This window comes from Streptomyces sp. NBC_00989 (assembly GCF_045162655.1).
In the GTDB taxonomy this organism is placed as follows: Bacteria; Actinomycetota; Actinomycetes; order Streptomycetales; family Streptomycetaceae; genus Streptomyces.
Map to the genome: position 1 here is coordinate 229,907 of NZ_CP108729.1, position 22,652 is coordinate 252,558.

Annotated in this window: 22 protein-coding genes; 2 read left to right on the plus strand and 20 right to left on the minus strand. The window is 70.7% G+C overall.

All coding sequences use genetic code 11. From position 1 onward, the window contains the following. Nucleotides 1–566 precede the first annotated feature (566 nt). Both OG714_RS55380 and OG714_RS55385 read left to right on the plus strand, forming a co-directional pair. Nucleotides 567–1,991, plus strand: a complete 1,425-nt coding sequence (locus tag OG714_RS55380) for a hypothetical protein (protein WP_331732593.1) — start codon at nt 567–569, stop codon at nt 1,989–1,991. Beyond that, nucleotides 1,988–3,451, plus strand: a complete 1,464-nt coding sequence (locus OG714_RS55385) for a hypothetical protein (RefSeq protein WP_331732596.1) — start codon at nt 1,988–1,990, stop codon at nt 3,449–3,451. The genes OG714_RS55380 and OG714_RS55385 overlap by 4 nt, the downstream gene beginning before the upstream one ends. A gap of 255 nt (nt 3,452–3,706) precedes the next feature. Here the strand turns inward: OG714_RS55385 and OG714_RS55390 are convergent, their stop codons facing one another. From OG714_RS55390 to OG714_RS55485, 20 genes are all read right to left on the minus strand, one after another. Next, on the minus strand, nt 3,707–5,743 hold the full coding sequence (locus OG714_RS55390; RefSeq protein WP_331732599.1) for an NACHT domain-containing protein: 2,037 nt from the start codon (nt 5,741–5,743) through the stop codon (nt 3,707–3,709). 205 nt (nt 5,744–5,948) lie between these two features. After that, nucleotides 5,949–6,854 carry a replication-relaxation family protein gene (locus OG714_RS55395; protein ID WP_331732602.1) on the minus strand — a complete coding sequence of 302 codons (906 nt, stop codon included), beginning with the start codon at nt 6,852–6,854 and terminating at the stop codon, nt 5,949–5,951. A 516-nt stretch (nt 6,855–7,370) separates the two neighbouring features. Beyond that, nucleotides 7,371–8,111 (minus strand): hypothetical protein, encoded by a 741-nt coding sequence (locus tag OG714_RS55400; RefSeq protein ID WP_406132318.1) that lies wholly within the window; start codon nt 8,109–8,111, stop codon nt 7,371–7,373. Nucleotides 8,112–8,635: 524 nt separating this feature from the next. Further along, entirely contained in the window at nt 8,636–9,643 is a 1,008-nt protein-coding gene (locus tag OG714_RS55405; protein WP_331732605.1) for a hypothetical protein, read from the minus strand. A 327-nt stretch (nt 9,644–9,970) separates the two neighbouring features. After that, the gene (locus OG714_RS55410) at nt 9,971–10,870 is read right to left on the minus strand and encodes a hypothetical protein (protein WP_331732608.1); all 900 of its coding nucleotides are present in this window, start codon (nt 10,868–10,870) and stop codon (nt 9,971–9,973) included. After that, complete coding sequence (locus OG714_RS55415) at nt 10,867–11,385, minus strand: DUF6248 family natural product biosynthesis protein (RefSeq protein ID WP_331732611.1); 519 nt, start codon at nt 11,383–11,385, stop codon at nt 10,867–10,869. Before OG714_RS55415 ends, OG714_RS55410 begins: the two co-directional genes overlap by 4 nt. Beyond that, the gene (locus OG714_RS55420; RefSeq protein ID WP_331732614.1) at nt 11,382–11,969 is read right to left on the minus strand and encodes a hypothetical protein; all 588 of its coding nucleotides are present in this window, start codon (nt 11,967–11,969) and stop codon (nt 11,382–11,384) included. The genes OG714_RS55415 and OG714_RS55420 overlap by 4 nt, the downstream gene beginning before the upstream one ends. A 134-nt stretch (nt 11,970–12,103) precedes the next feature. Beyond that, a complete protein-coding gene (locus OG714_RS55425; protein ID WP_331732617.1) occupies nt 12,104–13,327 on the minus strand; it encodes a hypothetical protein in 1,224 nt (407 codons plus the stop codon). A gap of 8 nt (nt 13,328–13,335) precedes the next feature. Continuing rightward, nucleotides 13,336–13,554 carry a hypothetical protein gene (locus OG714_RS55430; protein ID WP_331732620.1) on the minus strand — a complete coding sequence of 73 codons (219 nt, stop codon included), beginning with the start codon at nt 13,552–13,554 and terminating at the stop codon, nt 13,336–13,338. A 119-nt stretch (nt 13,555–13,673) separates the two neighbouring features. After that, the gene (locus OG714_RS55435) at nt 13,674–14,546 is read right to left on the minus strand and encodes a hypothetical protein (protein WP_331732623.1); all 873 of its coding nucleotides are present in this window, start codon (nt 14,544–14,546) and stop codon (nt 13,674–13,676) included. 91 nt (nt 14,547–14,637) lie between these two features. After that, complete coding sequence (locus OG714_RS55440) at nt 14,638–14,979, minus strand: hypothetical protein (protein ID WP_331732626.1); 342 nt, start codon at nt 14,977–14,979, stop codon at nt 14,638–14,640. A gap of 196 nt (nt 14,980–15,175) precedes the next feature. Continuing rightward, nucleotides 15,176–15,640, minus strand: a complete 465-nt coding sequence (locus OG714_RS55445) for a hypothetical protein (protein ID WP_331732629.1) — start codon at nt 15,638–15,640, stop codon at nt 15,176–15,178. After that, complete coding sequence (locus tag OG714_RS55450) at nt 15,633–16,649, minus strand: DUF4007 family protein (protein WP_331732632.1); 1,017 nt, start codon at nt 16,647–16,649, stop codon at nt 15,633–15,635. The genes OG714_RS55445 and OG714_RS55450 overlap by 8 nt, the downstream gene beginning before the upstream one ends. 34 nt (nt 16,650–16,683) lie before the next feature. Further along, on the minus strand, nt 16,684–17,265 hold the full coding sequence (locus tag OG714_RS55455) for a WhiB family transcriptional regulator (protein WP_406132320.1): 582 nt from the start codon (nt 17,263–17,265) through the stop codon (nt 16,684–16,686). 89 nt (nt 17,266–17,354) lie between these two features. Continuing rightward, nucleotides 17,355–17,633, minus strand: a complete 279-nt coding sequence (locus OG714_RS55460) for a hypothetical protein (protein WP_331732639.1) — start codon at nt 17,631–17,633, stop codon at nt 17,355–17,357. Between the two features lie 4 nt (nt 17,634–17,637). Then, entirely contained in the window at nt 17,638–17,943 is a 306-nt protein-coding gene (locus tag OG714_RS55465; protein WP_331732642.1) for a hypothetical protein, read from the minus strand. A gap of 100 nt (nt 17,944–18,043) precedes the next feature. Further along, entirely contained in the window at nt 18,044–18,523 is a 480-nt protein-coding gene (gene ssb, locus OG714_RS55470; protein ID WP_331732645.1) for a single-stranded DNA-binding protein, read from the minus strand. A 352-nt stretch (nt 18,524–18,875) separates the two neighbouring features. Then, the gene (locus OG714_RS55475) at nt 18,876–20,996 is read right to left on the minus strand and encodes a hypothetical protein (protein ID WP_331732647.1); all 2,121 of its coding nucleotides are present in this window, start codon (nt 20,994–20,996) and stop codon (nt 18,876–18,878) included. Nucleotides 20,997–21,393: 397 nt separating this feature from the next. After that, the gene (locus tag OG714_RS55480; RefSeq protein ID WP_406132322.1) at nt 21,394–21,606 is read right to left on the minus strand and encodes a hypothetical protein; all 213 of its coding nucleotides are present in this window, start codon (nt 21,604–21,606) and stop codon (nt 21,394–21,396) included. Then, entirely contained in the window at nt 21,600–22,652 is a 1,053-nt protein-coding gene (locus OG714_RS55485) for a hypothetical protein (RefSeq protein ID WP_331732654.1), read from the minus strand. The genes OG714_RS55480 and OG714_RS55485 overlap by 7 nt, the downstream gene beginning before the upstream one ends.

The following is a 22,652-nucleotide window of genomic DNA, read 5'->3' on the forward strand; positions in this document are numbered from 1 at the left end:
TCGGCCCGACCACGAGCCCGACCACGGGCTGACCGGGGAATGGACATCGCGGCCGCCCACAGTCCCCGGGCCGGGGCTGGGCGACCACACACCCCACGGACAACGGGCCCCACACACCGATGCGCAGACAGAGATCACCCGGACCTCGTCAGGCACCTGCGCAGTGCACCGCCCGCACCGTGCGCAGCCGAAGATCAGAATTCGCGGGCCGGATGCGCAGCCACACCGCACGTGGCGACTGCGCACGATCCCCGGCCGGTTGCGCAGCCCGGTTGCGCAACACCGTTCCGAGGCTGCGCAATCGGGGTCCTGGCGTGACCGCGTACCCGGCTGACGGTGCGTGGTCGGCCCGACCATGAGCCCCACCACGGCAGCCAGGCGGCCGCGTTGCCGGATCGTGACCGATGGTCGGGGCTCATGGCCGTCGGTCTGGTCGGGGCCGGCGGATGAGCTGACGCCATGGAACACACGCACGGCCGCGCACCCGGGCCCGCCACCCGCCCCATCCTGGCGGGCTCGGAGCGCTGGCCCGGACACCGCGCAAGGCCCACCTCGGAGACACCGCGGTGAGCCGCTTCGGGGCAGGGGTCCGTCGGGGCGTGATGGCGGCCGATCAGTTCACGCAGATCGCCAACGGGCTGTTCCGGGACAGCGAGTTGTCCTTCAAGTCGAAGGGGATCTTCGGGTACGTCTCCACACACCGGGACGGCTGGCAGGTCACGCTCGCCCAACTCGTCTCCGTGGGCCCCGACGGACGCGATGCGGTCCGCGCCGGCCTGCGGGAGCTGGAGCGGCACGGCTACCTCATCCGCGAACGCCTGCGCCGCCCGAACGGAACGCTCGGCGAGGTCGTCTACTCGATCACCGATCACCCCGCCACCTTCGACGCGGCCCTGCCGGAGGCCGCGTCCGGCCTCGCCATCGGAGACGAACACCACCGCGGCTTCGGGGCGGGGATCCGCCGGGGCGTGATGGCGGCAGATGGGTATACGCAGATCGCCAACGGGCTGTTCCGGGACAGCGAGTTGTCCTTCAAGTCGAAGGGGATCTTCGGGTACGTCTCCACGCACAGGGACGGCTGGCAGGTCACCGTCGCCGAACTGGTGCGCCGCGGCCGCGAGGGCGTCGACGCCGTCACCACAGGGCTTCACCAGCTGGAGCGGAACGGATTCCTCTACCGCGCCCGCGAGCGCAACCCCGACGGCACGCTCGGTCAGGCGTTGTACGTCATCACCGACCTGCCCGCCCTGCAAAACCCCAGCTCACAACCAGAGTCGGGTTATCCAGGATTGGCTGAGCCTACGTTGGCTCATCCCCGCACTAAGAACACCATCGTTAAGAAGACCAACCAGCAGAACACCAGACCCCTCCGTCCATGCCGCGGCGAAGCGCCGCAGACAGCGGGACGGGCGGACCGGCCGCGCCCACCGTCGGCGCTGCCCGCGGCGGATGACATGCACCCGGGGATCCAACTGCTGCTCGAACTCGGAGCGGCCCGCCCCGAGTTGCTGCTGACCGGGAAGGCACTGACCGACCAAGGGCGCGTCGCGACCGTGATGCTGGAGGCCGGCTGGAGCCGCGAGCACCTGCGGCACATCATCGCCGCCCGGCCCCTGCCCCACCCGGTGCGCACCACGGTCGGCGCGATCATCGCCGCACGCCTCCGCGCCGCCCAGACCTACCCCCCACCCGCTACCGCGGCCGGCCACCACGGCGAACCCGCTCGGGACGCCCCGCCGCCCCGGGCGGCCGTCCCCGCCGCCGCGAGCACCGTGAGCGGGGCCCGCACCCAACGCGCCCTCGTCGAATGCGCCGGCTGCGGCAGGCCCGGCACCGCCCCCGGCGAGGACCTCTGCCCGGCCTGCCTCGGCTGGCCGCTGTGCCGCACCTGCCCCGGCCCGACTCCCCGCCGGGCCCGTCCCGATGGCGACGGACGCTGCGCCACCTGCTCCACCACTCTGACCGCCCCTCTGGAAGCGAGCACCTCATGACGGACACGTTCGATCCAGCAACCTGGACCGTGCCGCAGTACCACGCCCGCCCCTTCGCCCGCGATCCGGAAAGGTGGGAGGAAGAACGATCCCGCGCGGTGCAGTTCGGCCACGTCTGCTCCGGCACCGCGTGCACCGGCACCTGCGAGCCGGCGATCGTGTACGAGCGGACCAGGTGGGGGTGGCTGGCCTGGACCGTGCCCGGTGACGGCACCCAGCCAGAGCGCCCTTGGCAGATCGGGGTGCTCCCCCCGGACGCGACGCTGACACAGCGACTCGCCGTGCGCTGGCTGACCAGGCGTCGCGCCCACCGCATCGCGCTGACCTCTACGAGCCCCGCCTCCCTGCGGTTTTCAGCAGTGGTCGTGGGGGTCATCAGCCTCTTCGCCGCGATGTCCGCCCTCGGCCACGGCATCCCCGCCGGCCTTGTGCTGCCAGGGGCGCTGCTCGCCCCGTTGCTCGCCGAATATCTGCCCGACCGGCTCGACGACCGGGCAGCCGGACACGTCCGCACTGTCGAAGGAGACGCTGCCTGCCAGTACCTGCAGCGCCTCGCCGCCCTGCACACCTACCTCGTCCAGGCCGCCGCCGGCAGCGACGACTACGCACTGCGCCGCTCGGCCGAGATCGGCCAGGACCTGATGTGGGACACCGCCGGGCTGCTCCAGACGCAGGACACCCGCTCGGTGTCGTCTCAACTCATCGACCGTGAGCGGCTGATGGTCCAGCTCGCCGACCAAGTGGCCCAGATCCTGGAGGGCACCCGCGCCGAGGCCCGCTCCGGCCCGGAGGGTCCGCCCCGCGGACACGAAGGCCCCTTGGGCCGGCCTTACCCGCCCGGCTTCGAACCGGCGCAGCGGCCGGCACCGCAACACGACCCCGGCACCTCACGACCGAAGGGAAACCTCCCTGTGCCCCATGTCCAGCCCGGCGACGAGATCCGCACCGCGGACGTCTACCTGCTCTTCGCACACGAGCCGTACTACCTCGGCGTCGGCACCCAAGAGATCAACACCACCCTGGTGGCCGCCGCCTCCCTGCTCCACCCTCGGGTGCGACAGCCCGACGGAGCCCAGATCCACAACCGCCTCACCCGGGGACGCCGGCCGGGCGAGATCGTCCCGCTGGCCACCCTCACCCACGAACTGGGCGGCGGCGCCGACTGGCCGACGGTCGGCGACTGGGAGCAGGTCACCGCCGACCTTGTGCAGCTCGTCCGCACCGGCGGGTGCGACGCCCTCAGCCTCGGTCTCGCCGAGATCGCGCGTGCCCTGGTCTGTGTCGGGCCGCTCAGTCACGTGCGTGTCTTCGACGCCACAGCTGACCAGTTCATCGCCTACGGGCCGCAGGAGCGCGCCGCCGTCCTGGCCAAGGTCGACATGGGCCTCTCCGGGCTCGTAGCCGAGCGGGAATTCTGGCCGGGAGACGGCCTGCTGTCCCCGCTCTGCCAACAGGCGTAAGACCATCAACTCCTTGGTGCGGCGACGGCCGCGACCGCGAGGCCCGTCGTCACCACGGGCCTGTTCGCCGGCCGCCGCCGTCCCGCGCCACCGCACGCCCGGAAGCTGAGTCACATTCTCTTTTCGCAGGTCGGGGCGGTGACGTTTGGCGGACTTGATGGCGCGCCGTTCTCAAGAGCGTCATGACGACGCCTTCCCACACGGAGGCTCACTCCGGACTGGCGCTTCGGCTAGGCCTCGGCAGGGGCTGTGTCGTCAAGGCCCGGATGGGGGCTGGGGGTGCTGGCGTAGCCAGTGCTGGAGTTCACGGTGGCGGTATTGGTAGGCGGGTCCGCTGTAGCGCATGAGTCCTGCGGTGACGGCCCAGTCCAGGAACAGGCCGAGCCGGAAAGGCAGACGGCGGCGCGAGCAGAGCAGGAACACCGTATAGCGCCACGTAATTCGCGCACCTACCGCGAGCGCAGCCATGAGCCCGAACGGAAGCCCGAACCCGAGCCCGATCATGAGCCCGTTCGTGAGCCCGAAGGGGAGCCCGATCATGAGCCCGGCCCAGAGCCCAACCGGGAGCGCGGCCAGGGCATTGCTCCTGATGACGGCTCGGGCTCCCAGACTTACGCTCGGCTCCTGCACCATCGTTTCCATAAGCCCGAACGCGAGTCCCAGCGCGAGCCCGGCCGCAACCCCAGCCGTGAGCCCGAACGGAAGCCCGTCGACCACGAGCATCACCGTGGACCCGACCACGAGCCCGAATCCGAGCCCGCGTGCCAGTACCGAACGTCGCTCAGCGGTCCTGAGCGGGTTCACCAGACTCTTGGGGATGCCAACTGTGAGGGCGAGCGATCCGGACACGGCGGCTATTGCGCTGATCAGGATGGCGACCATGCCTGCCGCCCACTGGGGGACGGCCCAGGCGAGGGGGAGGGTGGTGAGCAGGGCGAGGGTGGTGAGGAGGACGTCGGTTGCGCGGACGAGGGTGCGTCCGGCGAGGGGCCACAGTTCGTGCAGGACGAGGTCGGTGGTCTCCACGCCCCGGGGAGCCTGGGCGGTGAGGACGCCGGTGGGGTCGAGGTGGGTGGTGAGGTGGTGGAGCCAGCGGTGGACGTCCTGGGGCGTGTAGCCGCGGGGGTTGGGGGTGGTGCGGGTGGCGGCGGGGATGTAGCGGGCCAGGAGGTGGCGGTCCAGGACGTCGGCGTCGGGGAGGGTGAGGAGTTCGCTGGGGTCACCGTCGTGGTGATAGACGGTTGCGGTCAAACAGAGCCGCCAGGGAGTGGACAGCACGGTCGTCAGGGGCCCGGCGGGATTGGCGGCCATGTGGTCGAGCACGGGCTGCCAGCGGGCTGCGTCCAAGGCGCGGTTGGCGAGGTAGAGCCGGGTGTCGGCGGTATCGACGGGGGCGACGGCGATGCGGGCGGCGTCCAGGACTCCGGTGTTCGAGGTCAGGGCGTCGTAGTGGCGGGTGCGGCAGGTCAGGATGAGGGGCCCGACATCACGGCCGTGCTGGTAGGCGTTGAGGGCACGTATGACGGTGGTGGCGCGGGGCGCAGCAGGATCCGGGGAGCCGTTGACCAGAGGGTCCATCTCGTCCAGGCCGTCCAGGACCGGCAGGATGAGGTGGTGGCGGACGAGGCCGGCGGCGAGATCCGATGGCCAGTCGTAGGCCTCGGTCAGCCGATGCTGGAGCAGTTCGGGCAGGGACTGGCGTTCGGTGTCCCAGCGGGACAGTGGGATTCGGACCGGGACGGGTTCGTCGTCGCTACGGCCGTCGATGAGGGCCAGCAGCAGTTCCAGGGCCAAGACGGTTTTGCCGGCCCCGGCGGCACCAGTGACGACCAGGCGCAGGGGCTGGGTGGAGCGGTAGTAGGTGACGATGTCGGGCAGTGTCGCCGGACTGGGGCCGTCGGCGGTCAGGCGGCCGGCGGCCGGGGCTGCGGCCGGGCGGACCGTGGTGGAGTGCAGGACGTAGGCGAGGTTGATGCGCCGGGTGTCATCGCCCAGCAACTGCCGCCATACCGCGCTCTCGCCGGCCTCGACCTGCTTGGCAAGTGTCGAGGCCCAACCACGGGCGAGTTCGGCGTCGTTGCCGTCGACCGGCTTGCGCAACGCCATGACCGCGAGCACGATCCCGACCACACCCAGGGGGAATCCCAGCAGGGTCACGGTGTCGGTTGGCTGGAGACCCCCGTGGATGATCGCTCGCACCGCGTACGCAGCGCTCACCCCGACCGCCAGGGCGCACAGGGCGCCGATCAGTAGCCACTTGCGCCGTCGGCGGTGTCCCCCGAGCCCTGCCATCCCCCGATCATCGCCGCCGCCTTCCCACCGGATAGCCGACTTCTCCCACTTGTGACAACGCGGACGGACATCCCACCGGCCGATTCCATGCCGTCGTGGTCCGGCGGGGGAAAATAGCCGGGCCGGTCATGGAAGTAGGCGTCGATGGCGGCCGTTGGTGTCCAACCCGCAGTTCATGCACCTGCCCAAGCCGCGGTCGCCGCGACTACAGGGCGGTCCACGGGCGGGGCTCACCCCCCGCCAACGGCACCCACACGGCTGCGGACGGAGTGTGTTCCTCGATGTCTTCCAGGATGGCGGCTCCGAGCTGAACCTCGCGGGCGAGTGCGGCGACGAGCGGGTGCTGAGCGACCATCGCCTGCAGGTCACTGATGCGGTCGCTCAGCCTGCTGCGGGAGGCACCGGTGAGGATGAAGAGGAGGCGGGGGAAGACCGGATACCAGCGGAGCCACGTCGGTCCGGCGGAGACCGGCTTGCGGCGGCCGGGGGGCTGCGCCTCGTACTGGAAGAGCCTCGCGTATTCGATCAATTTCACGGCCAGGCGCTCGGCGCTCATGGTGCTGCGGTCGACTTCCACGAAGGCGCGGAGTTTCCGCCGGTGTTGGCCGTCGATGACGGTGTAGTGCATGACGGCGTCGGCCGAGAGCCGCTCGCCCTCGCCGATGGGGTGGGATACCTCAGGGGTCCAGTCCCACGGGCCGTGCTCGTGCCCCAGCCGGCGGGCGTCTGCCGCAAAGGTCAGGTGTGTGCGCACGACGGTGAGCGTGTGCGGCGTCTTCAGCGAGGCGGCCGTTGCCGAGCTGATCGGATACGGAGGGCGGCCCCGCAGGGCGGGGAAGTCCCGCGTGAGGCGGGCGCCCTCGCCCGTGAGGTACCAGGCGCGGGTGTGATTGGACTGGGGCAGCACGGTGTAGTTGACGAGACCCTTCCGCCGCAGCTTGTTCAGTGGGGTGGAGATGGTCTGTCGGGCGACGTTCGGCCGAAGTAGATCGTGGAGCTGGCTGGTGGTGGCCATCCGGTGTTGGGCGAGCGCGGACAGGAGCTGATGAGGCAGCGGCTCGGTGGGCGTGGGAGTGAACGAGGCAGCGGTTTCGGTAGAAGTCACTGGCATCCCTTCTCGGCGGGAGACATGGGCAAGCTCCCAGGTCGGAACAGGGCGTTGCTGACCTTGAGGAAACTCGCTGCCCCCGACCCGGCCACCGACCACAAGGCCCCGACCATGGTCACGATGGGGACACACAGTCCGTGGTCGGGCCCGTGGTCGGCCCAACCATGGGCTTGACGCTGCTGCTGCGGGGTGCGCCCTTGACTGCAGTGGCCAGTTGACCCGTGAGGGGCGGAGGGACTGCCTGTGGTCTGAGCGTCGTAATTGGCCCCGTTGGACAACTGTGTTGCTCAGTCGGGGGAGGCCCGGTCAGGTGCCGCTCCGCTGCGTCCGGCGGACGGGGTGGTCGTCGAGAGCGCCGGTGAGCCAGGAACCGTCGCCCAGGGGCACCAGTTCGTACGGGTTGGTCACTTCGACGGTGATCTCGTCGATGGGCGTGCCTGTGTGGACGTCGACCAGGAGGTAGCGGAACCACTCCTCCTCGTTCTGGCCCTCGCCGCCCAGGGTGACGATGGCCAGGTCCTAGGTCAGGTAGCCGCCGCTCCACTCCACGAACGTCTCCTCCGGGTCGTATCCGAAGGCTTCGACAGGCAGGGTGAAGAGCACGTCCCCGCTGGGGTGGCGGTGGAAGGAGACATCCGCTTGCCCGTGGTCGACGGTCATGAACTGCTGACCGTCCGGTGCCAGGTCGATCAGGCAGCGGTCCGACCACGGATAGGTCACGAGTTCCGGCTCGTCGGCGGCTCTGGCTGTGGCCCGGAGGATGACGGAGCCGTCCTGGCCCTCACCGACGTTGAGGTAGATGCTGCCGTCCACCGGATGCACGTACTGGAAGGCGCCGTGGCCGACAGTCTCCAGCTCTCTGCGGGCCAAGACCGTCCCGCTGTCGGCGTCGTGCACGACCCACTGGTCTGCGCCCCCGCGTCCCGCCATCGCGTCCGGCCGGTAGACCCACACGCTGCTGCCGTCCCGGGAGAGCGCACAGCCAGGCCGGTGACCATGGGGCCGGTCAGAATGCGGCTCGAAGTCCGACGCCCACACCAGGTCACCGGAACGCGTAAGGCACACGACGCTGTTGAGCGTCGTGTACACGACTCGCTCCAGATCGGGCCAGACTGCCGACTCCACGACCTCGTCCCCGGACCGCGGCTGAAACACCGCGACAGGCTTCACCGTGCCGAGCGCGCTGGAGTCCAACACGTACGCGTAGATCGCTCCGTCGCGGTTACGCGTGATCACGTTCGAAGGCCGCACAGCACTCATGCGCCGAGGCTAACGTCCAGCTCAGACGGACCAATAGGAGGGATCGGCGTCCCCACGAAAGGCGAACGGGCCGACTGTCCCGCGCAGGGGCCAAGGGGCGCGCTCAGTCACACTGCGCCCGATCCAGGAGGGCCGCGAGACCGCGGCACTGAGCCCGTGCTGCCGGATCGGTTGGTCGGTCGTGGTCGGCTTCGTGTACGCCGCGTACGACGAGGCCCTCAATCTGTTGATCCCGCAGTGGTGCCGGTCGACGCCGGCGGTGGGAGACGATCCCCGTACGGTCGCGTCAGCTCCATCGAGCAGGGGAACGGGGCGAAGCCTCGAACCTGCTGGGCAACGGCTGACGGCCGAAGAGAGCGGTGGCCGGTCCGGGATGCGAGGATCCCGGGCGGGAGGTTGACAGCCTCCCCCGGCCACCGGCCGACACACCCGGCCCGCCGGGGTCACACGAAGAAAACCCACAGCCGGGTGCCGTACATCGTCAGGGTAGTGGCCGTACGGCGCGCTCCCTGCGTTCTTGTGTGTCAGTCCGCCTGGATGGTGCCGCGGGCCTCGTCGATCGTCTTCTTCCAGGCGAGGGTGCTGCCGTGGCCGGGGTGGGCCTCGGCGAGGGCCTCGATGGTGACCGCGTTCGGGTCGGCGGCGGTGCGCAGGGCCTGCGTGGCGGCCTCCATACGGTGCTGGGCGAGTTCGGAACTGGTGGGGAGCTGGTGGCGGGCACGTGCGAGAGCGACGACTCGCCGGCGCTTGTAGCGGTTGCTGGTCAGCCCCCTGTCGCTGCGGAGGACGTCGTCCGGCCTGGCGAGCTCGGGCAGGACGCCGCGGGCGATGGCCCGGTTGAGCTCCAGGTGGTTGCTGTAGCCGAGCATCGGTGCGGCCTGCTTGGTGTCGAGCAGCTCCTCCGGGTCCCCGTCCTCGACCGGAGCGGCCGCCGGCGGGCGGGTCTTGCTCTGAGTGTTGCCCGGGCCGGGACGCTGGGCGATCCAGTCGGCGACGGTTCCCAGGTACCAGAAGCGGCGAAGGCGGCCGCCGTCGGTGGTCTCCTCGACATCGGGCTCGGGGAAATACCCGGGCCGGTCCTGCAGCCAGCCGAGCAGGGTCACGGTCCGCTTGTGGCCGAGCACCTTGGCCACCTCCGACGTCGGCATCAACCGGTCGCGCGGGCCGGTGAGGAGGCTGTGGCGGACGGGGGACTGTGACGTCTTCGCCGCGCGGTGGGCGGACAGGAAGGGGCCGATGGTGCCGCGCTTCCACCGGCGCCGGCGGCCATCGATCTCGTCCGGGTCCGGGCATCCGGTGGTGGCACGGTCCCGGAACAGCTCGCTCAGGCGGGAGGGGCTGAGGCCGAACTCCTCGTGGATCTGCTTGGCGTCCAGGAGTTCGTTCTCGTCGGTGCCGGTCATCGTCTTCCTCCAGGAAGGCGTGGTGAGGGGCGATAGGCCGCGCGAGCTGGCTGCGCGGAGGGAGGGGAGGAGGCCGCCGTAGCCGGCAGCGGTGGGTGTGTGCGTCTGGCGGGTGCCGTCAGCCTGCATGATGGTGGCCTCCTTTCGGTGTGTGCGCTCGGTGGCCGGCTGCGAGGTGCGCCGGCGACCTTCGATAGTTCGATACTAGATATAGGTTGCCGGGGTTGGCAAGCCGCGGGATCCGAGAATTTCTCCCTCCGAGAGCGCGGAACGCGAGCGCGTGCGCGGCCGGCACCTCCGGACGCCTGCGATCCGAGCAGATCGTACGAGGTCAGGACAGGTGGACGGGGCGGGTGGCAGGTAGAACGAGCCGACACGATTTCTCCGGGAACGCAGGGCGGTCGGCCTGGATGCCCCGCACGGCGAGCAGGGTTGCGCCGTGCCGGGGTGCGACTCTCAGATGACCGTCGGCTCGGGGTCGGGAGATTTGGGATACGGCCGGCGGGCAGGGAGGCCGAGTTTGATCTCCTCTCGCTCTCGGCGGGTACGACCGAGGCGGAACACATAGCGGTGAGCGCCGCGGTGGCGCACGTTGCGGGCGCCGACCGCGACCAAGGCCTCCCGCAGCCACACGGCCCGGTCGCAGCCCGCGCGCGGCACCGGCGCTCCGAGCGCGATGAGCTGGGCTTCTGCATACTCGTGGCCCTGCTCCTGGCGGCGGGCCTTCTGGGCCGTGCGGTCGTGGAAGACGGTGCCGTCGGGCAGGAGTTTGATGGTCCGCGCGGTCGCCCTGCCGGCGTAGACACTGTTCGTCGCCTGATAGATCCAGCCGCAGTGCCCGGGCATGACCAGGGCGCCGGACGCGGTGCGCCGGGGGACGGGATCGGCGAAGGACACCACACCGCGCACGCCCGTGGAGAGCAAGTCGGCGTGGCAGCGCGCGAGGAACCAACTCTCGGAATTTGCTGGGCACTCCTGCAGGAGCACAAATCGCGAGCAAACCAGCGACTCTGTGTACGGCGTCAACTCCGGCAGCGGCTTCGTGAGTACGGCCTTGCTGACCGGAATGCCGAACACCGCTACGCCGCACAGCCGCCGCTCGCCGGTCGAGACGTCGTACAGGCCGAACCTGCGGACGGCTGCCGGGTACGAGGCGGAGTAGTGGTGCTCGAGGACGAACGCTTCGGCGTCCGGCTCGCTGAGCCGGTCGACCTCGTAGCGGCGCGCATCGAAGCCGCCCTCACTGACATGTCTCCACGAGTGTTTCCGCGCCTGCCACCGCTGGCACCAGGGCGACGCCGTCGGCATCTCCTCCAGGGTCTCGAACGGCAGCATCTCCTGGACCGGCAGCCTCATCGTGCCACCCCGCCCGCATAGTTCTTCGGCAGGCCCGCGCTGGCGAAGAAGGAGAGCTGGCCGGCAGGGGCGGACGCGGGCGGCGAGCTCTCAGGGTCCGGTGGCGCCTCGGAAGCGTCGGCGGAGGCGGTCGGTTCGACGTTCACGGGGTGCGTGCAGCGGCAGATCCACCGGCAGGGCCGTTGGCCCGACCTGTACCGGAGGACGGCGACGACGAAGCCTCCGCGGTCCGTCATGGTGCCGGCGTCCTCGTCGATGCGAGGGCCATCAGCGCTTACGCACTGGTCGTGGTGGCCGGAGGCGCAGGGGTGGCAGGTGCCGCGTTCGCACGAGCACCAGCGGTGGAAGCCGTGGGGGTAGGCGTCCTCGATGCGGCGCAGCCCCTTGGTCCAGGCGTTCTCGCGGACCCAGACACCTTCCTCCTCGCTCATGGGGGACGGCGTGGGGGAGGGGACCGGGTCGAGAATGCCCATGATCGATGCGCCGATGAAGCGCAGCCAGGTCGTTCGTTTCATGGTGTGTCTCCGAACGGGGTTGGGGTGGCGTGGAGTTCGTTCATCCACGCCAGGAGGCGGGGGAGGTTGGTGCCGGGACCGAAGGCGAGGTAGGTGCCGTCGCAGGTGCTGCAGCCGAAGGCCTGCGCGAGGCGCAGCCGCCGACGGGAGTTGACGCGGCCCATGTGGACGGCCAGGCCGCGCTCGCGGGCCTTCACGGCGAGGCGGTGGGCGGCCGGGCCGGTCTTCCAGACCGTGCTGCCGGCGAGGAACAGCACGTCGAAGGAGCCCCAGGGGATGAGGCCGTGCTCGCTGCCGTCCTGGGCGGCGAAGGCGACGGAGACGCCCAGGATGCGGATCCGGGCCAGCCACGGCATCGACTCGGCGAGGGTGGCCGCGGCGTCCAGGGGGACGTCGGGGGCCACCGCCCACAGGCAGCGGTCCGGCCCGTAGCGGTCGACGGTCGACCTCAACCAGGCGAACCAGCGCTCGGTGCCGGGCCAGCCCCTGCCGAACTTGCCGTTGTCGCACGCGTACAGGGCGCCGGGCGGGATCACGTTGCCCTGGGCCGGGGTCGTCATGCAGCCCAGCAGTCCCGCCTGCATGGCAGTCCGTACGTCAGCGCCGGACGGCGTCGCGAGGTACAGCACTGCGTGGGAGAGGGACTGGACGATCAGGAGAGACGTGCCGGGAGGGGAGCATGGCGGGCCGTTCCGATCGAGAGGGTGGGGGATTCGGTTCAGACGAGCGGGAGTTGGGCGGCGGAGCCCGAGATCAGGGCGTCCCACTCCTGCTCGAAGTTCTTGTCCTGCTTGTCGATCACACGGGCGGGGGCGGTGGCGAAGAGCTCCTCCGCCATCGGCCACACCTGTGCGCGGGGTCGTGTCCAGGCCCGGGCGCGCCCGTACACCGGGTCGTGCTCGACCTCGACGTGGTGCCGCCCGGAGATGGAGATCAGCCGCCGGGCGAGTTGCTGAGGCCGGCCGAGGTCGACGCGCTCGGTGGAGCGCTTCACCGGGCGACGCCTGCCGTCCTGGGACAGCAGGAACAGACGGCGCACGTGGTAGAGCGCCCACGGCATGTCGAGCTCGCGCTCGAACGCCTCCAGACACGCCCGGTCCCGCGGCTGGGCCGGGTCGAACAGCTCCAGCAGGGTCTTGCGGCCGTACAGCTTCGCGTTCGGGTTGAGGCTCATCGCCGTGTACTCCAGGCGCAGCACCTCGCCAGCGATGTCCGGGTGGGAACGCAGACGCTCCATGTGGGCGGGCAGCGCGCCCATCGAGGTGGGGTAGCAACAGAAAGTGCAGTACGACTTCGGCCAGTGCACACCGAACCGCTTCAGCAGGTAGGTCTCGCACTGCTGGCGGTGCCAGCCCCAGTCGATGAGCGGGAACTCCCCGGTACGGCCGGGCATCTTCGAGGCGGCCTGGTCGCCGAAACGGCGGCCCTCCTCGTCGGCGTTGAAGCCCATGATCTGCCGGAACGGCCGGCCGCCGAAGACCTGCGTGAGCCACCAGTCGCCGACGTCGCCCTTCGCCCACAGGCTGCATTTGCGCGTGCCGGCCACCTGGGGCACCGTGCCGACGGACTCCTGGTCGTCCCACAGCGTCCACGGCCCACGCGCGAAGAGCCGCTCAGGTCGGCGGGAGTCGTCCAGGACCGTGAAGCCGTCGGACTGGAGGTGCCCGTTGCGCGCCAGTTGGACGAAGCGCACGCCGTTGTTGCGCAGCAGCGGGAGCGCGAACTCGTCGACCAGGAGCCGGGTTTCGGGCCACTCGCTGCCCGTGGCCATGTAGAGGACGACGGTACGGTCAAGGTCGATCCCGTGGGCGGCAGGGTCGGTGAGCATGCGTGCGATGTAGGCGGTGGAGTCCGCTCCCAGGCCCCAGTTGATGACGGTGTCCAGGTCGTCGTCGGCGGTGAAGCCGAGCAGGGGCGGTGTGTACGCGGTGGCAGTGGGCATGGCGGGCCTCACTCCTCGCCCGGACGGGGCGCGGCCGCGACGAGCACCCGGGCGTGAGCGGGTGGCGGCGTCCAGGGGCGGGTGCGTGCGGCGGACGGGTCGGGGACGCAGGCGCCGTCGTCGGGCGCGCAGTGGCCGGTCGTGGGATCTTTCAGCAGTTCGGTGCTACCGGCGTGGCCGGGGCTGACGGGGATGGCCGACGGGGGGAAGCCGGCAGGGTGATTCATGGGGATCTTCTCCAAGAGCCGTGCCCGCGCGTGGTCACGGGAAGGCGGCGTGCATCGGTGGGATCTGTGGGTGGGGGCGGATGCGCGGCCCGAAGGGGATTGGGGGCCGGCGCTGTGAGTCAGATGGCGATGAGGCGCACGGTGTGGGCCACGAGTGCGGTCGCGGTGGTCTCGTCGAACGGCACGTCCCAGCTGAGTTCGACGGTGGACGAGCTGTAGTCGCGCGAGCGGTTGCGGTGGAGCAGGCTGCCGGTGCCGGTCTGTGCGAGTCCGGTGAGGGGCACACCGGGCAGTTGCTCGGGGAGCTCGGCGTCCGGTCCGACCGTGCCGTCCCGGTCGTTGAGGTCGGCGGCCAGGTGCTGCAGGTGGTACGCCTCATGGGCGCAGGACCCGCGGCAGGTCAGCACGGCCAGACGCGGTGTGCCGGGCCCGCCGTACAACTCGTGCCGCATGCCGGCGCCGAGCTTCCTGCTGACCACCACCGCGGCGTCCGCGGCGAGGTGGTTGCGCACGAGCCAGAACGCTTCGCCCCGCTCGTCCTGCCAGCACCAACTCATCGTGTGGTCCGGGGTGTTCAGGATCTCCGCCCACTCGGCCTTGAGCACCGTCGGCCCGCCTCGCCAGGGGGACAACTCCAGTGAGCTGCGCCCGGCCGCCGGGTCGGCGAAAAGGGCTCCGGTTGTCGGCGGCGACGGCCGCACGCGGGCCAGGAGCAGCGGCGTCCTGGCGGGCCAGGCGATTCCGCCCTCGCGCGCGAGGCGACGGAGCTGTACGGGGCATGTCCCGCATGAGCCGGGATGGCCGACGAAGCAGCGCCCGAACCCGCCCCACTGCTGACGGCCGGTCAACGCCTCGAACAGGGCGGCGAAACGCCTCGGCTGCCACCCGCACTGGTGAAGCCGGTCGTTCTGGGCATTGAGGCTGAGCCGGTTCCAGCCCTGACCGTCCGGGCCCCGTGGACCGTAGCTGGGCTGTTCGAGAAAGGTGGGCATGGAGATCTCCGGAAGCGTGCAGAAGGAAGAGGGCCTGACCCGAAGCGGCGGCAGCGGGCGGCGTCAGGGCAGGTGGCGATGCCGCGTGCGGTCAATCCGGCGGGAACTGCTGGTACGAGAACCCGGCGGCCTCGGCGGCCAGGTCGTCGGAGAGGTAGGCGACGGACACGTGGCCGGACAACGAGGTCATCGCGCGCTGGACGCAGTCCTGTTCGGCGTCGGAGGAGGCGCCGGCGGGCACCCGGTGCACCCCGAGGTCCTCGTCGTAGACGAATCCGGCCCGTTCCAGCCGGAGGGTGGTGATGTCGTCGACGTGGCCGTCGGCGAGGACGCCGTGGACGGGATGCCTGCCGATGATCAGGTCTGGGTCGAACACGGCGTGGCCGTCGAGGGCTTCCGGCGCGGCAGTCCGGTTGCTGGGGCGGTTGATCATGATGGTGCTCCGTGAGGCGGAGTAGGGAGAAGCGACCGCGCAGGGTCGATCCGAGATAAAGAGGCGTTGATGGGGAACCGCGGGGTCCGGCGCTCCGCCGGTGGACAGGCAGGTCACATCAGGGGCTGTCCCCGAGCGTCTGGTTCGCCGAATGCCAACTGTTCGGCGGGACGGGGCGTGGGCGGCGTCTGAGGTGCTACTCCTCGGCTTCGGGGGGTGGTGGCAGTACGAGGGGGTCTCCGACCGTGTAGGGCGAGGCGTCGTCTGTGGCGAAGGACGTGGCGACCATCTGGAGTTCGGCCGGAGTGATGGGGTGAAGCCACCCGTCCTGCACGTCCCAACCGCGCACGCGTGTGCCGGCGTCGGCGGTCATGGCGACCAGGGAGGCGTCACGCACGGTGGTGCCGTCCAGGGAGAACGTGAGCAGCACGAAGAACCGCAGGTACTCCTCAGCGGATTGATCCACGCGCAACGCGCCCGGCTCGACGGACACGTACAGGCCGGCGCTCAGTTCCATGCCGTCCCTACGCTCGACCGAGAGGCTGAGCTCGTGGCTCCCCTCCCCGAGAGCCGGGAGCAACGTGGTCAGTGCGTGCAGGGCGCGGCCCGTAGCGGACGCCGTGACGGCGTTGTCGGGCTGTGGAAGGTTCGACTCAGACATGCGGGGCCTCCTCGCGGCTCCTTGCCGGGATCTGTGCGGCGTTCTGCTCGGGATGGACACCGAGACGCTGCCGAACACGCCCGTAGCTCTCGGCGAGGACATCCCAGGCCAGCGCGAGCGGGGGGCAGTTGAACGTGAGCACCTCGGTGCCGCCGGTCTCCGCCACGGCCAGCTGCGGGTGCCGCGTCGCGGCGGCCTGCAGCGCGTGCCGGAGACTGCGCGGCTGGAGCCGCAGCACGCGCCCCGGCCCGGCGTCGTCGTGCAGGAGACGGCCGAGCGAGATACTGCCCGGGCCGGGTGTGGCCCGCGAGGCGTACTCAAGGCAGGCATACGCCACCACTGCGGCCGGTGCCCGGGCGCCGGCCGAGGGGCTCAGGCGGACCATGCCGTCGGGGGCGACACTCATCAAGCCCAGGGCACTGAACGGCCGGTCGACGAGGTCCTCCAGCGTGGTGCGCGGCTGCTCATGGGGGCTGCCCGTGGTGTACATGCGGATCAGGCAGCCGATGTCGCGGTGGACCGCGCCGGCCGTGGGAACCCGCTGCCAGTGCGCCGCGGCGGCCGCGCGCAGCACCCCCTCCCGCAGCGGGCCCGGCTCAAGCCGGGCGTACGGCGACAGGCAGAAGGTGTAGAACCAGGCGGGCACCAGGCACGGAGGAGCGAGCAGCCACCAGTGCAGCAGGAACAGGCTGCCCTCCTGCTCCAGATAGGGGTCGGCCCCGTCCTCGTGGAGCAGCCACCGGCTTCTGGCGGTAGGCGTCACGTCGCTGGCCACGCCGTGGCCTCGGCGGATCTCGTCGGTGAGTTTGAACGCCGATGACCAGAACCGCATGGAGGCCACCGCGCTCTTGCCGGCCCCGAGTTCGACGATCGCGCGGGACGTGGCGAACACGCGCGGGTTGTCCCGCACGGCCAGATGCGTCTTGAGGAGCCAGCCGTAGCGCGGGGAGTAGGAGCCGTGCCGGGCGTGGACCGGTGCGACATAGGACGGGAAGACGGGCGTGGGCATCGAAGTCTCCTGGGGAATAGGTGGGGACCGGCAGTCAGGGGGTGCTGCGCGGCTTCGGCGTACGACGGCGGCCGCGCCTGGGGGCCTTGCCGGTGAGGGCGAGTTCGAGGAGGCGCAGGTTGTGGGCGCGGCGCTCGGGGGTGAGCGGTTCACGCCACGGCTCGTACGGCTGCGGCCGGGTGGGGATGAGTTCCAGCTCCAGCAGGGCGAGCTTCTGCTCCCGGACCGTGGGCGGCACGGTGCGCGCCGTCTGCTGCTGCTCGCGTCGGCGGTCCTGGTCGGCCACGACACTGATCCAGTCGTCGCCGAGGCGCCGCACGAGCCGGATGCGCAGTTCGCCGCGCTTGCCCGGAGTGGTCGCCGCCCACACGCCCCTGCGGGTCAGCGACGGGTTGGCCAGCGCCCATTTCAGACAGCCCCGGACGACGGGACAGCCGGAGCAGGCACGCTTGGCTCTGACGATCGTCTTGCTCCGCTGAAGCGGGTCGGCGACCTCTTCGAAGGCGAACAGCCCAGGGTCGGCCTGGCAGGGAGTGGGGCGGTCGGTGTGGGGGAAGGGGATGCGTTCGTCCGGGGCGGCGGAGACGGTATCCGGTGTGCGGGCGCGGCTTCTCATGAGATGTCTTCCAACAGGGCCGTGAGGGTGGTTGGTGGTGGTGCGGCGGGTCCGGGAACCGGGGGAGTAGGGGGAGCGGTGCACGAGGGTCAGCTCCACCACTCGTCGCGGGCCTGGCGCCGTATCAGGTCGGCGTAGGTGTCGCCCTCGTAGCCCAGAGGGAGGCCTCGCCTGCGGCGTTCGACGTTCGCCGCCCTGACGCAGAAGTGGCAGGCCGGTTCTCGGACCGCGCGATGCCGTCGGCCGGGTTCGGGGTACCAGCCGGTCTCGGTGTCGACCAGGACCGACACCACACGCTCCGGGTCGTACATGAACGGCCGCCCGCAGCTGATGCAGGGGCTCATCGCGACGGGGTGTTCGTGGGCCACGGCGTCAGGTCCCTTCGAGGGCGGGGTACCAGCGGAAGGCGTCGGCCGAGAGCGCCTCGGGGTCGTGGGGGTCCCGGTAGTGGCTGTCTGTGGGCTCGTTGTCGGAGACGGAGTGGGCGTCGATCCATTCGTCGGCGGCCTGTTCGGCGCCGAGCGTGCGCAGCAGGCTGGCGAGCACGTCCACCTCCTCGCAGTTCAGGAGGGGGGCGATGTCGGCGGTGAGGGTGCCGCACCAGGTGTCGGCGAAGTCATGGCCGAGGCTGCTGGGGATAGTGATCTGCTGCTGGGCGGCGGTGGAGGTGTCGTTCATGTCGTCTTCCGGGGCATTCAGGCGGGCGGGGCCGGCTGATCCGGCTGGGGTGCGGGGCCGCGGGCGCGACTGCCACCGGACCCGGGGGTCTCCAGGGACGTCAGCGGATACGGGACCAGCCGCCGTGCTGCTGTTGACGGGGCTGCCGCTCGTGTCCCGGCGCGCCCTGTACTGATCGGGGTGGTGCGGGTGCGGGTGGTCGGGCCAGCGTGGTCGGGATGGTGCTGTCGGTGTAGGCGATGCGGTGACGCAGGCTCAGCCCGACGTCGTCGGCGTCGAGATCGAACACGGTGCGCCTGATGCCCTCGTGGTCGGCGTAGGTGCGCTGGCGCAGGCGGCCCTGGACGATGACGTGCATGCCGCGCTGAAGGGACTCGCAGACGTGCTCGGCGACGTGCCGCCACACCGTGCAGGTGATGAACAGCGGTTCGCCGTCGGTCCATTGGCCGTTGCGGCGGTCGTAGACCCGGGGCGTTGATGCGACCCGGAAGCGGGCGACGGGCGTGCCCTGCTCGGTGAACCGGATTTCGGGGTCGGCGACCAGGTTTCCGGTGACGGTGACGATGGTCTCGCCGGTCATGCCGGTGCTCAGTTCCGGGCGCGGCGGCGGGCGCCGTCCGGCGTGGACCCGGTGGCGGACGGCATGGGGTGGGGCGTGGGCACGGGGTTACTCCTGTCTCGTGTGGTTGGGCGCAGAGGGGGTGTCAAACCCTCCTGGTAATTCGATACTAGATATTAAGTGGGTGGAATGCAAACGGCATCATGCCCCGCCCGGGTGGGGCCGTCGGCGGGCCGGAGCGAGGCAATTCCCCTGTGCCGCCCCGGAGGCCGCTCGGCGCGTCGGGGCCGGCCGCCTGCCCGCCCCCGTCGACGGGGGCGTTCTTGAGGAACCCCGGCCCCGGCCACGGGCGGCGGCGGCCGGGGCCGTCCTCTCAGTTGCTGAGCCGCTGCTCCTCCGCGTTCAGGATGTCGATCACCGGGCGAAGCCAGGAACCTTCCGCGTCGTAGGGTGTGCGCCCCTGGGACATGGTCTCGATGGCGTCGGCCTGCGCCGCGTAGGGTCCGCCGAGAGCCCGCAGGTCGGAAATGACCTTCGGCATGTGGATGCTCAGGGGTTTCCCCCATGGACGATCGGCCGGGCTGGCGCCCCGCCGGACGTTGTAGACGGGGCCTTCGACCGCGATGTGCCCGAGGTAGAGCACGGGCGCGTGGATGCCCAGGAGCCCGGCCAGGGCGACGGACTTGCGGTAGTCGGGGACGCAGGTGAACCCGTGCAGGCGGCGGTATCCCGCCGGATGGGGGTCGACGATCACCCGCCACTGAGCCGTGTTCCACGCGACGGCGGACAGGGCCCTTCCGGCCGTGCGCAGTCCGCGTTCATCGAGTACCGCAGCCATCCGCCGCTCCGCGAGTTCGGCGAGCAGGCGCCGTGGCTCCGGGGCCGCCTCCAGCCGTTTGGACCTACGGAGCTGGGTGACGGTCGGCTGGCCTCGGCGGGAGTCCTGAAGATCCGCGCTGTCGGCCAGGTAGGCGCCGGTCGGCAGTGATACCCCGTGCCACGCCTCCGTGTCGAGGAGCGGGAGGCTTCGGGACGCGGGTGCCAGGAGGAGGCGCAGGAGGCCGCCTCCCAGGGCGTCCATGGCCAGCTCGAAGCCCTCGCTGCGGTCGGCACTCTGACTGCCCTCCCTGGCTGCCCGCCGGTGGCCGCCTTCGTGGAACACGGTGCGCAGCGTCGTGTCCAGGTCGTCCAGGGTGCTCTCCTTGACGCCCGTCACATCGGTGGCGGGCAGGTAGATGCCGGTGGTGCAGTAGTACGACGGGAGATCGTTCTCCTGGTAGACCCTGACCTTCCCGAGGGATTCCAGGCCGAAGACGCTGCGGAAGACCGCGCAGGCGAGGTCCAGCGTGCGGCGGCGCTCGGCCGAGACGTCGGCTGTCCGGATCCACTGCGTCGTGGGGCGCTGGCGCTCCTGGTGGGCCACGGCCGCACGAACGGGCCGGACGCCGAGCAGGCCCATCAGGATGGCGTGCAGGTGGCGGCTCAGCCTGCTCGTGACGCACGTGGCACCACGGCCCTGAAGATGCAGTTCGTCCTCGATCGGGGAGCCCGCAGCGCTGTAGTAGACCTCGGCGTCGTCCCACAGGGTTCGCGCATGGTTGCGGAAGGCGAGGCGGACGTCGAAGTCGGTGACGGAGTCGAAGTAGGTCTCGGCGGACGACAGGCGGGGGCCGTTCAGCGCGCGGTCGACGAACCGTGCGATGACTGCGGGGTCGGTGCTGTTCGCGAGGGCGCCGCGGATGTGGGTTTCCAGCGCGGCTCCGTCGACGATCGTACGGTCGCGGTTCTGCTCGCCCTTGGCCGTGGCCAGGGGCAGGTCGTAGCTGGCCGCGAGCCGCGAGTCGGTGGATACGAGGATGCCGCCGACGAAGATACGTCCCGGCTGACCCTCCAGAATGACCTCCGCGCTCTCCAACGGGGGCCGGTAGGCGGGGTTGTTGAGGTAGCGGACCCGGCCGATGGCCTCGTCGGCCACCTTCCTCGGGCAGGGCACGCTGATCAGGGTGCCGTGCTGCCGGTCGGTGGACCAGTACTGGTAGTGCAGCACCAGGCTCTGGTGCGTCTCGGCCGGGCCGGGGATGTCGGCGAGGTACGTGCTCGGTTTCAGGACGGGGATGAAGCTGTAGCCGACCGTGTCGAACTGGACCGTTCCGATCTCCGGGTCGCGGGCGAGGACGAGCGCTGCGAGCTTCTTGCCCTCCCCGAACTGGCCGATCTGTTCGCTGGTCTTCCGGGAGGCCCCCAGGAGGAGTCCGGTGCGGGGGATGCCGGGCCCCTGGTCGTGGATGGTCAGGACGCCGTCGCTCCAGTACACGTGTGCGTGCGGGTCCTCGTCCAGTGCGTTGGCGATCAGCTCCACGAGGGCGCGCGCGGAGGTCCAGTCCTTCACGTAGTCCTCGGCGATGGGGTACGGCAGTTCGCTGACGTGCTCGGGGCGGGGCCGAACGGTGGTCTGCTGGCGGGTGGCAGCGGGTGCGCATGCAGGGGTGGGCATGACGAGTTCCTCTGGCTGAGCGAATCCCGGGGTGCCCGGGGGCGCGGCCCTCCCCAAAGACAGGCGGGTGAGGGCCGCGTCCGGTGAGGGCAGCGCCGGACGGGACGGGTGCTTGCGTAGGTAGCGGATCGGCGGCGGGCCGCTGGAACGTGGCCGTCGACCGGCACGTCGGCGCCGCCCAGGAGGCGGGCATCTCCGACCGAACCGTTGCTTCGATACTAGATAAAAATAGGCGGAATTGCAAACGGATTCCACGGCCACATCACCGGCTGGAGATGCGATTCGTTGCAGCTCAGAGCGTTGGTAGCAGCGTGGGTCGGCCCGTCAGCGGGCACTTCCAGATGCCCGTGAACTGCTGTACAGCTCGGTGGGCTTGCGGGCCCGCCGGCGGGCCCGATCACATGCCGGGCTGCGGATGCCGCACCTGATCCGCGCCGCCGTCGACGTCGAGGTCCAGTTCGGCAAACCACTGGGACAGCAGGTCGACAACGTCGCCGCCGTTCCAGTCGCCGGTGCCCTCCTCGATGTCCTTGATCCGGCTGAACAGATCGGCGATCGCGGCCCCTTCAGGTGTGGCCTGATCGAATGGGAGTGAGGTCATCGTCAGCACGCCTCCCGCAGGCCGGGGCCGCGCGCGATCAGGGCCTCCACCTCGGCGATGGCCTCGCGGGTGGCGGCGACCGTCCGGGCGTGGCCGACGAGTTCGTCGCGGCGGGCGAAGATGGCGGTGCGTTCCGCGAGGGCCCTCTCCGTACCGTCGCCGTCGTGCAGGGTGTCGGTGCAGGAGATCAGGACACGGCGACCGAGGTCCCACACCACCGCGTTGACGGCGCAGCAGGCCGAGGAGATGGGGTCGAGATCGTTCATGGCCCACACGTAGGCCCGCGGATCGCGGCCGGTATCCCGCAGGTACTGGGCGGCGGCCCGGACGAGACCGCCGGTGCCGGCTGTCGGCTCACCCAGCCACGCTCCCTCGGGAAGATCCTCCTCCGACAGCGTCATGCGGGCCAGCAGGTCGCACATGTCCGGCGGTGTATGGACCTGGCCGAGGGCTTCCCGTGCGCCACGGGAGCGCAGTTCGGTGACGAGGAAGCCGAGCACGTCGGCCTCGGATCGCCAGGACGGGTCCGCGTCCGCTGTCAGCTCCAGCAACCCGGTCTCCAGCGCTGCTCGGGTGACGGCGTGGACGGCGGCGAGCCGCTTCGTGCTCTGCTCCTCCTCGTCGAGCCATCCGCGCAGCGGGTGCGCCCACTCGACCAGTTCGGGACGGCTGATCCACAGGAGACCCCACACGCGCCGGTAGAGGCCGAGCAACTCCTGCGGGCCGAAGGCCAGTAGGTGTCCCGCGAGATCCGGGCCGTCGTCCGTCTGGCGCAGGAGGGAGAGGACGGCGACGACACCGACCGGGATCTCCATGCGGGAGTCGATGCGGTGGCGGTGCCAGGTGCGGGCGACCTTCTCCGCCACGTCCAGGGCGAGAGACGTCGGCGACAGGCCGCGCGTCCGGGGGTGCTTGCGGCGGGCAGCAGCGAGCGGCGGTGTGGCTGCCGGACGTTCCGGGCGCGGGGGAGGGGTGTCGGCTGAGTTCAGGTGGATCCGTGGCCGGCTGGGATCGGGCTCGGGCGGGTCATCGGCGGCGAAAAGGTCGAGTTGCAT

Coding starts and splice junctions, on each gene's coding strand:
- OG714_RS55385 (WP_331732596.1), top strand. CDS start 1,988: ATGACGGACACGTTCGATCCAGCAACCTGGACCGTGCCGCAGTACCAC.
- OG714_RS55390 (WP_331732599.1), bottom strand. CDS start 5,743: ATGGCAGGGCTCGGGGGACACCGCCGACGGCGCAAGTGGCTACTGATC.
- OG714_RS55395 (WP_331732602.1), bottom strand. CDS start 6,854: ATGCCAGTGACTTCTACCGAAACCGCTGCCTCGTTCACTCCCACGCCC.
- OG714_RS55400 (WP_406132318.1), bottom strand. CDS start 8,111: ATGAGTGCTGTGCGGCCTTCGAACGTGATCACGCGTAACCGCGACGGA.
- OG714_RS55405 (WP_331732605.1), bottom strand. CDS start 9,643: ATGCAGGCTGACGGCACCCGCCAGACGCACACACCCACCGCTGCCGGC.
- OG714_RS55410 (WP_331732608.1), bottom strand. CDS start 10,870: ATGAGGCTGCCGGTCCAGGAGATGCTGCCGTTCGAGACCCTGGAGGAG.
- OG714_RS55415 (WP_331732611.1), bottom strand. CDS start 11,385: ATGAAACGAACGACCTGGCTGCGCTTCATCGGCGCATCGATCATGGGC.
- OG714_RS55420 (WP_331732614.1), bottom strand. CDS start 11,969: ATGCAGGCGGGACTGCTGGGCTGCATGACGACCCCGGCCCAGGGCAAC.
- OG714_RS55425 (WP_331732617.1), bottom strand. CDS start 13,327: ATGCCCACTGCCACCGCGTACACACCGCCCCTGCTCGGCTTCACCGCC.
- OG714_RS55430 (WP_331732620.1), bottom strand. CDS start 13,554: ATGAATCACCCTGCCGGCTTCCCCCCGTCGGCCATCCCCGTCAGCCCC.
- OG714_RS55435 (WP_331732623.1), bottom strand. CDS start 14,546: ATGCCCACCTTTCTCGAACAGCCCAGCTACGGTCCACGGGGCCCGGAC.
- OG714_RS55440 (WP_331732626.1), bottom strand. CDS start 14,979: ATGATCAACCGCCCCAGCAACCGGACTGCCGCGCCGGAAGCCCTCGAC.
- OG714_RS55445 (WP_331732629.1), bottom strand. CDS start 15,640: ATGTCTGAGTCGAACCTTCCACAGCCCGACAACGCCGTCACGGCGTCC.
- OG714_RS55450 (WP_331732632.1), bottom strand. CDS start 16,649: ATGCCCACGCCCGTCTTCCCGTCCTATGTCGCACCGGTCCACGCCCGG.
- OG714_RS55455 (WP_406132320.1), bottom strand. CDS start 17,265: ATGAGAAGCCGCGCCCGCACACCGGATACCGTCTCCGCCGCCCCGGAC.
- OG714_RS55465 (WP_331732642.1), bottom strand. CDS start 17,943: ATGAACGACACCTCCACCGCCGCCCAGCAGCAGATCACTATCCCCAGC.
- ssb (WP_331732645.1), bottom strand. CDS start 18,523: ATGACCGGCGAGACCATCGTCACCGTCACCGGAAACCTGGTCGCCGAC.
- OG714_RS55475 (WP_331732647.1), bottom strand. CDS start 20,996: ATGCCCACCCCTGCATGCGCACCCGCTGCCACCCGCCAGCAGACCACC.
- OG714_RS55485 (WP_331732654.1), bottom strand. CDS start 22,652: ATGCAACTCGACCTTTTCGCCGCCGATGACCCGCCCGAGCCCGATCCC.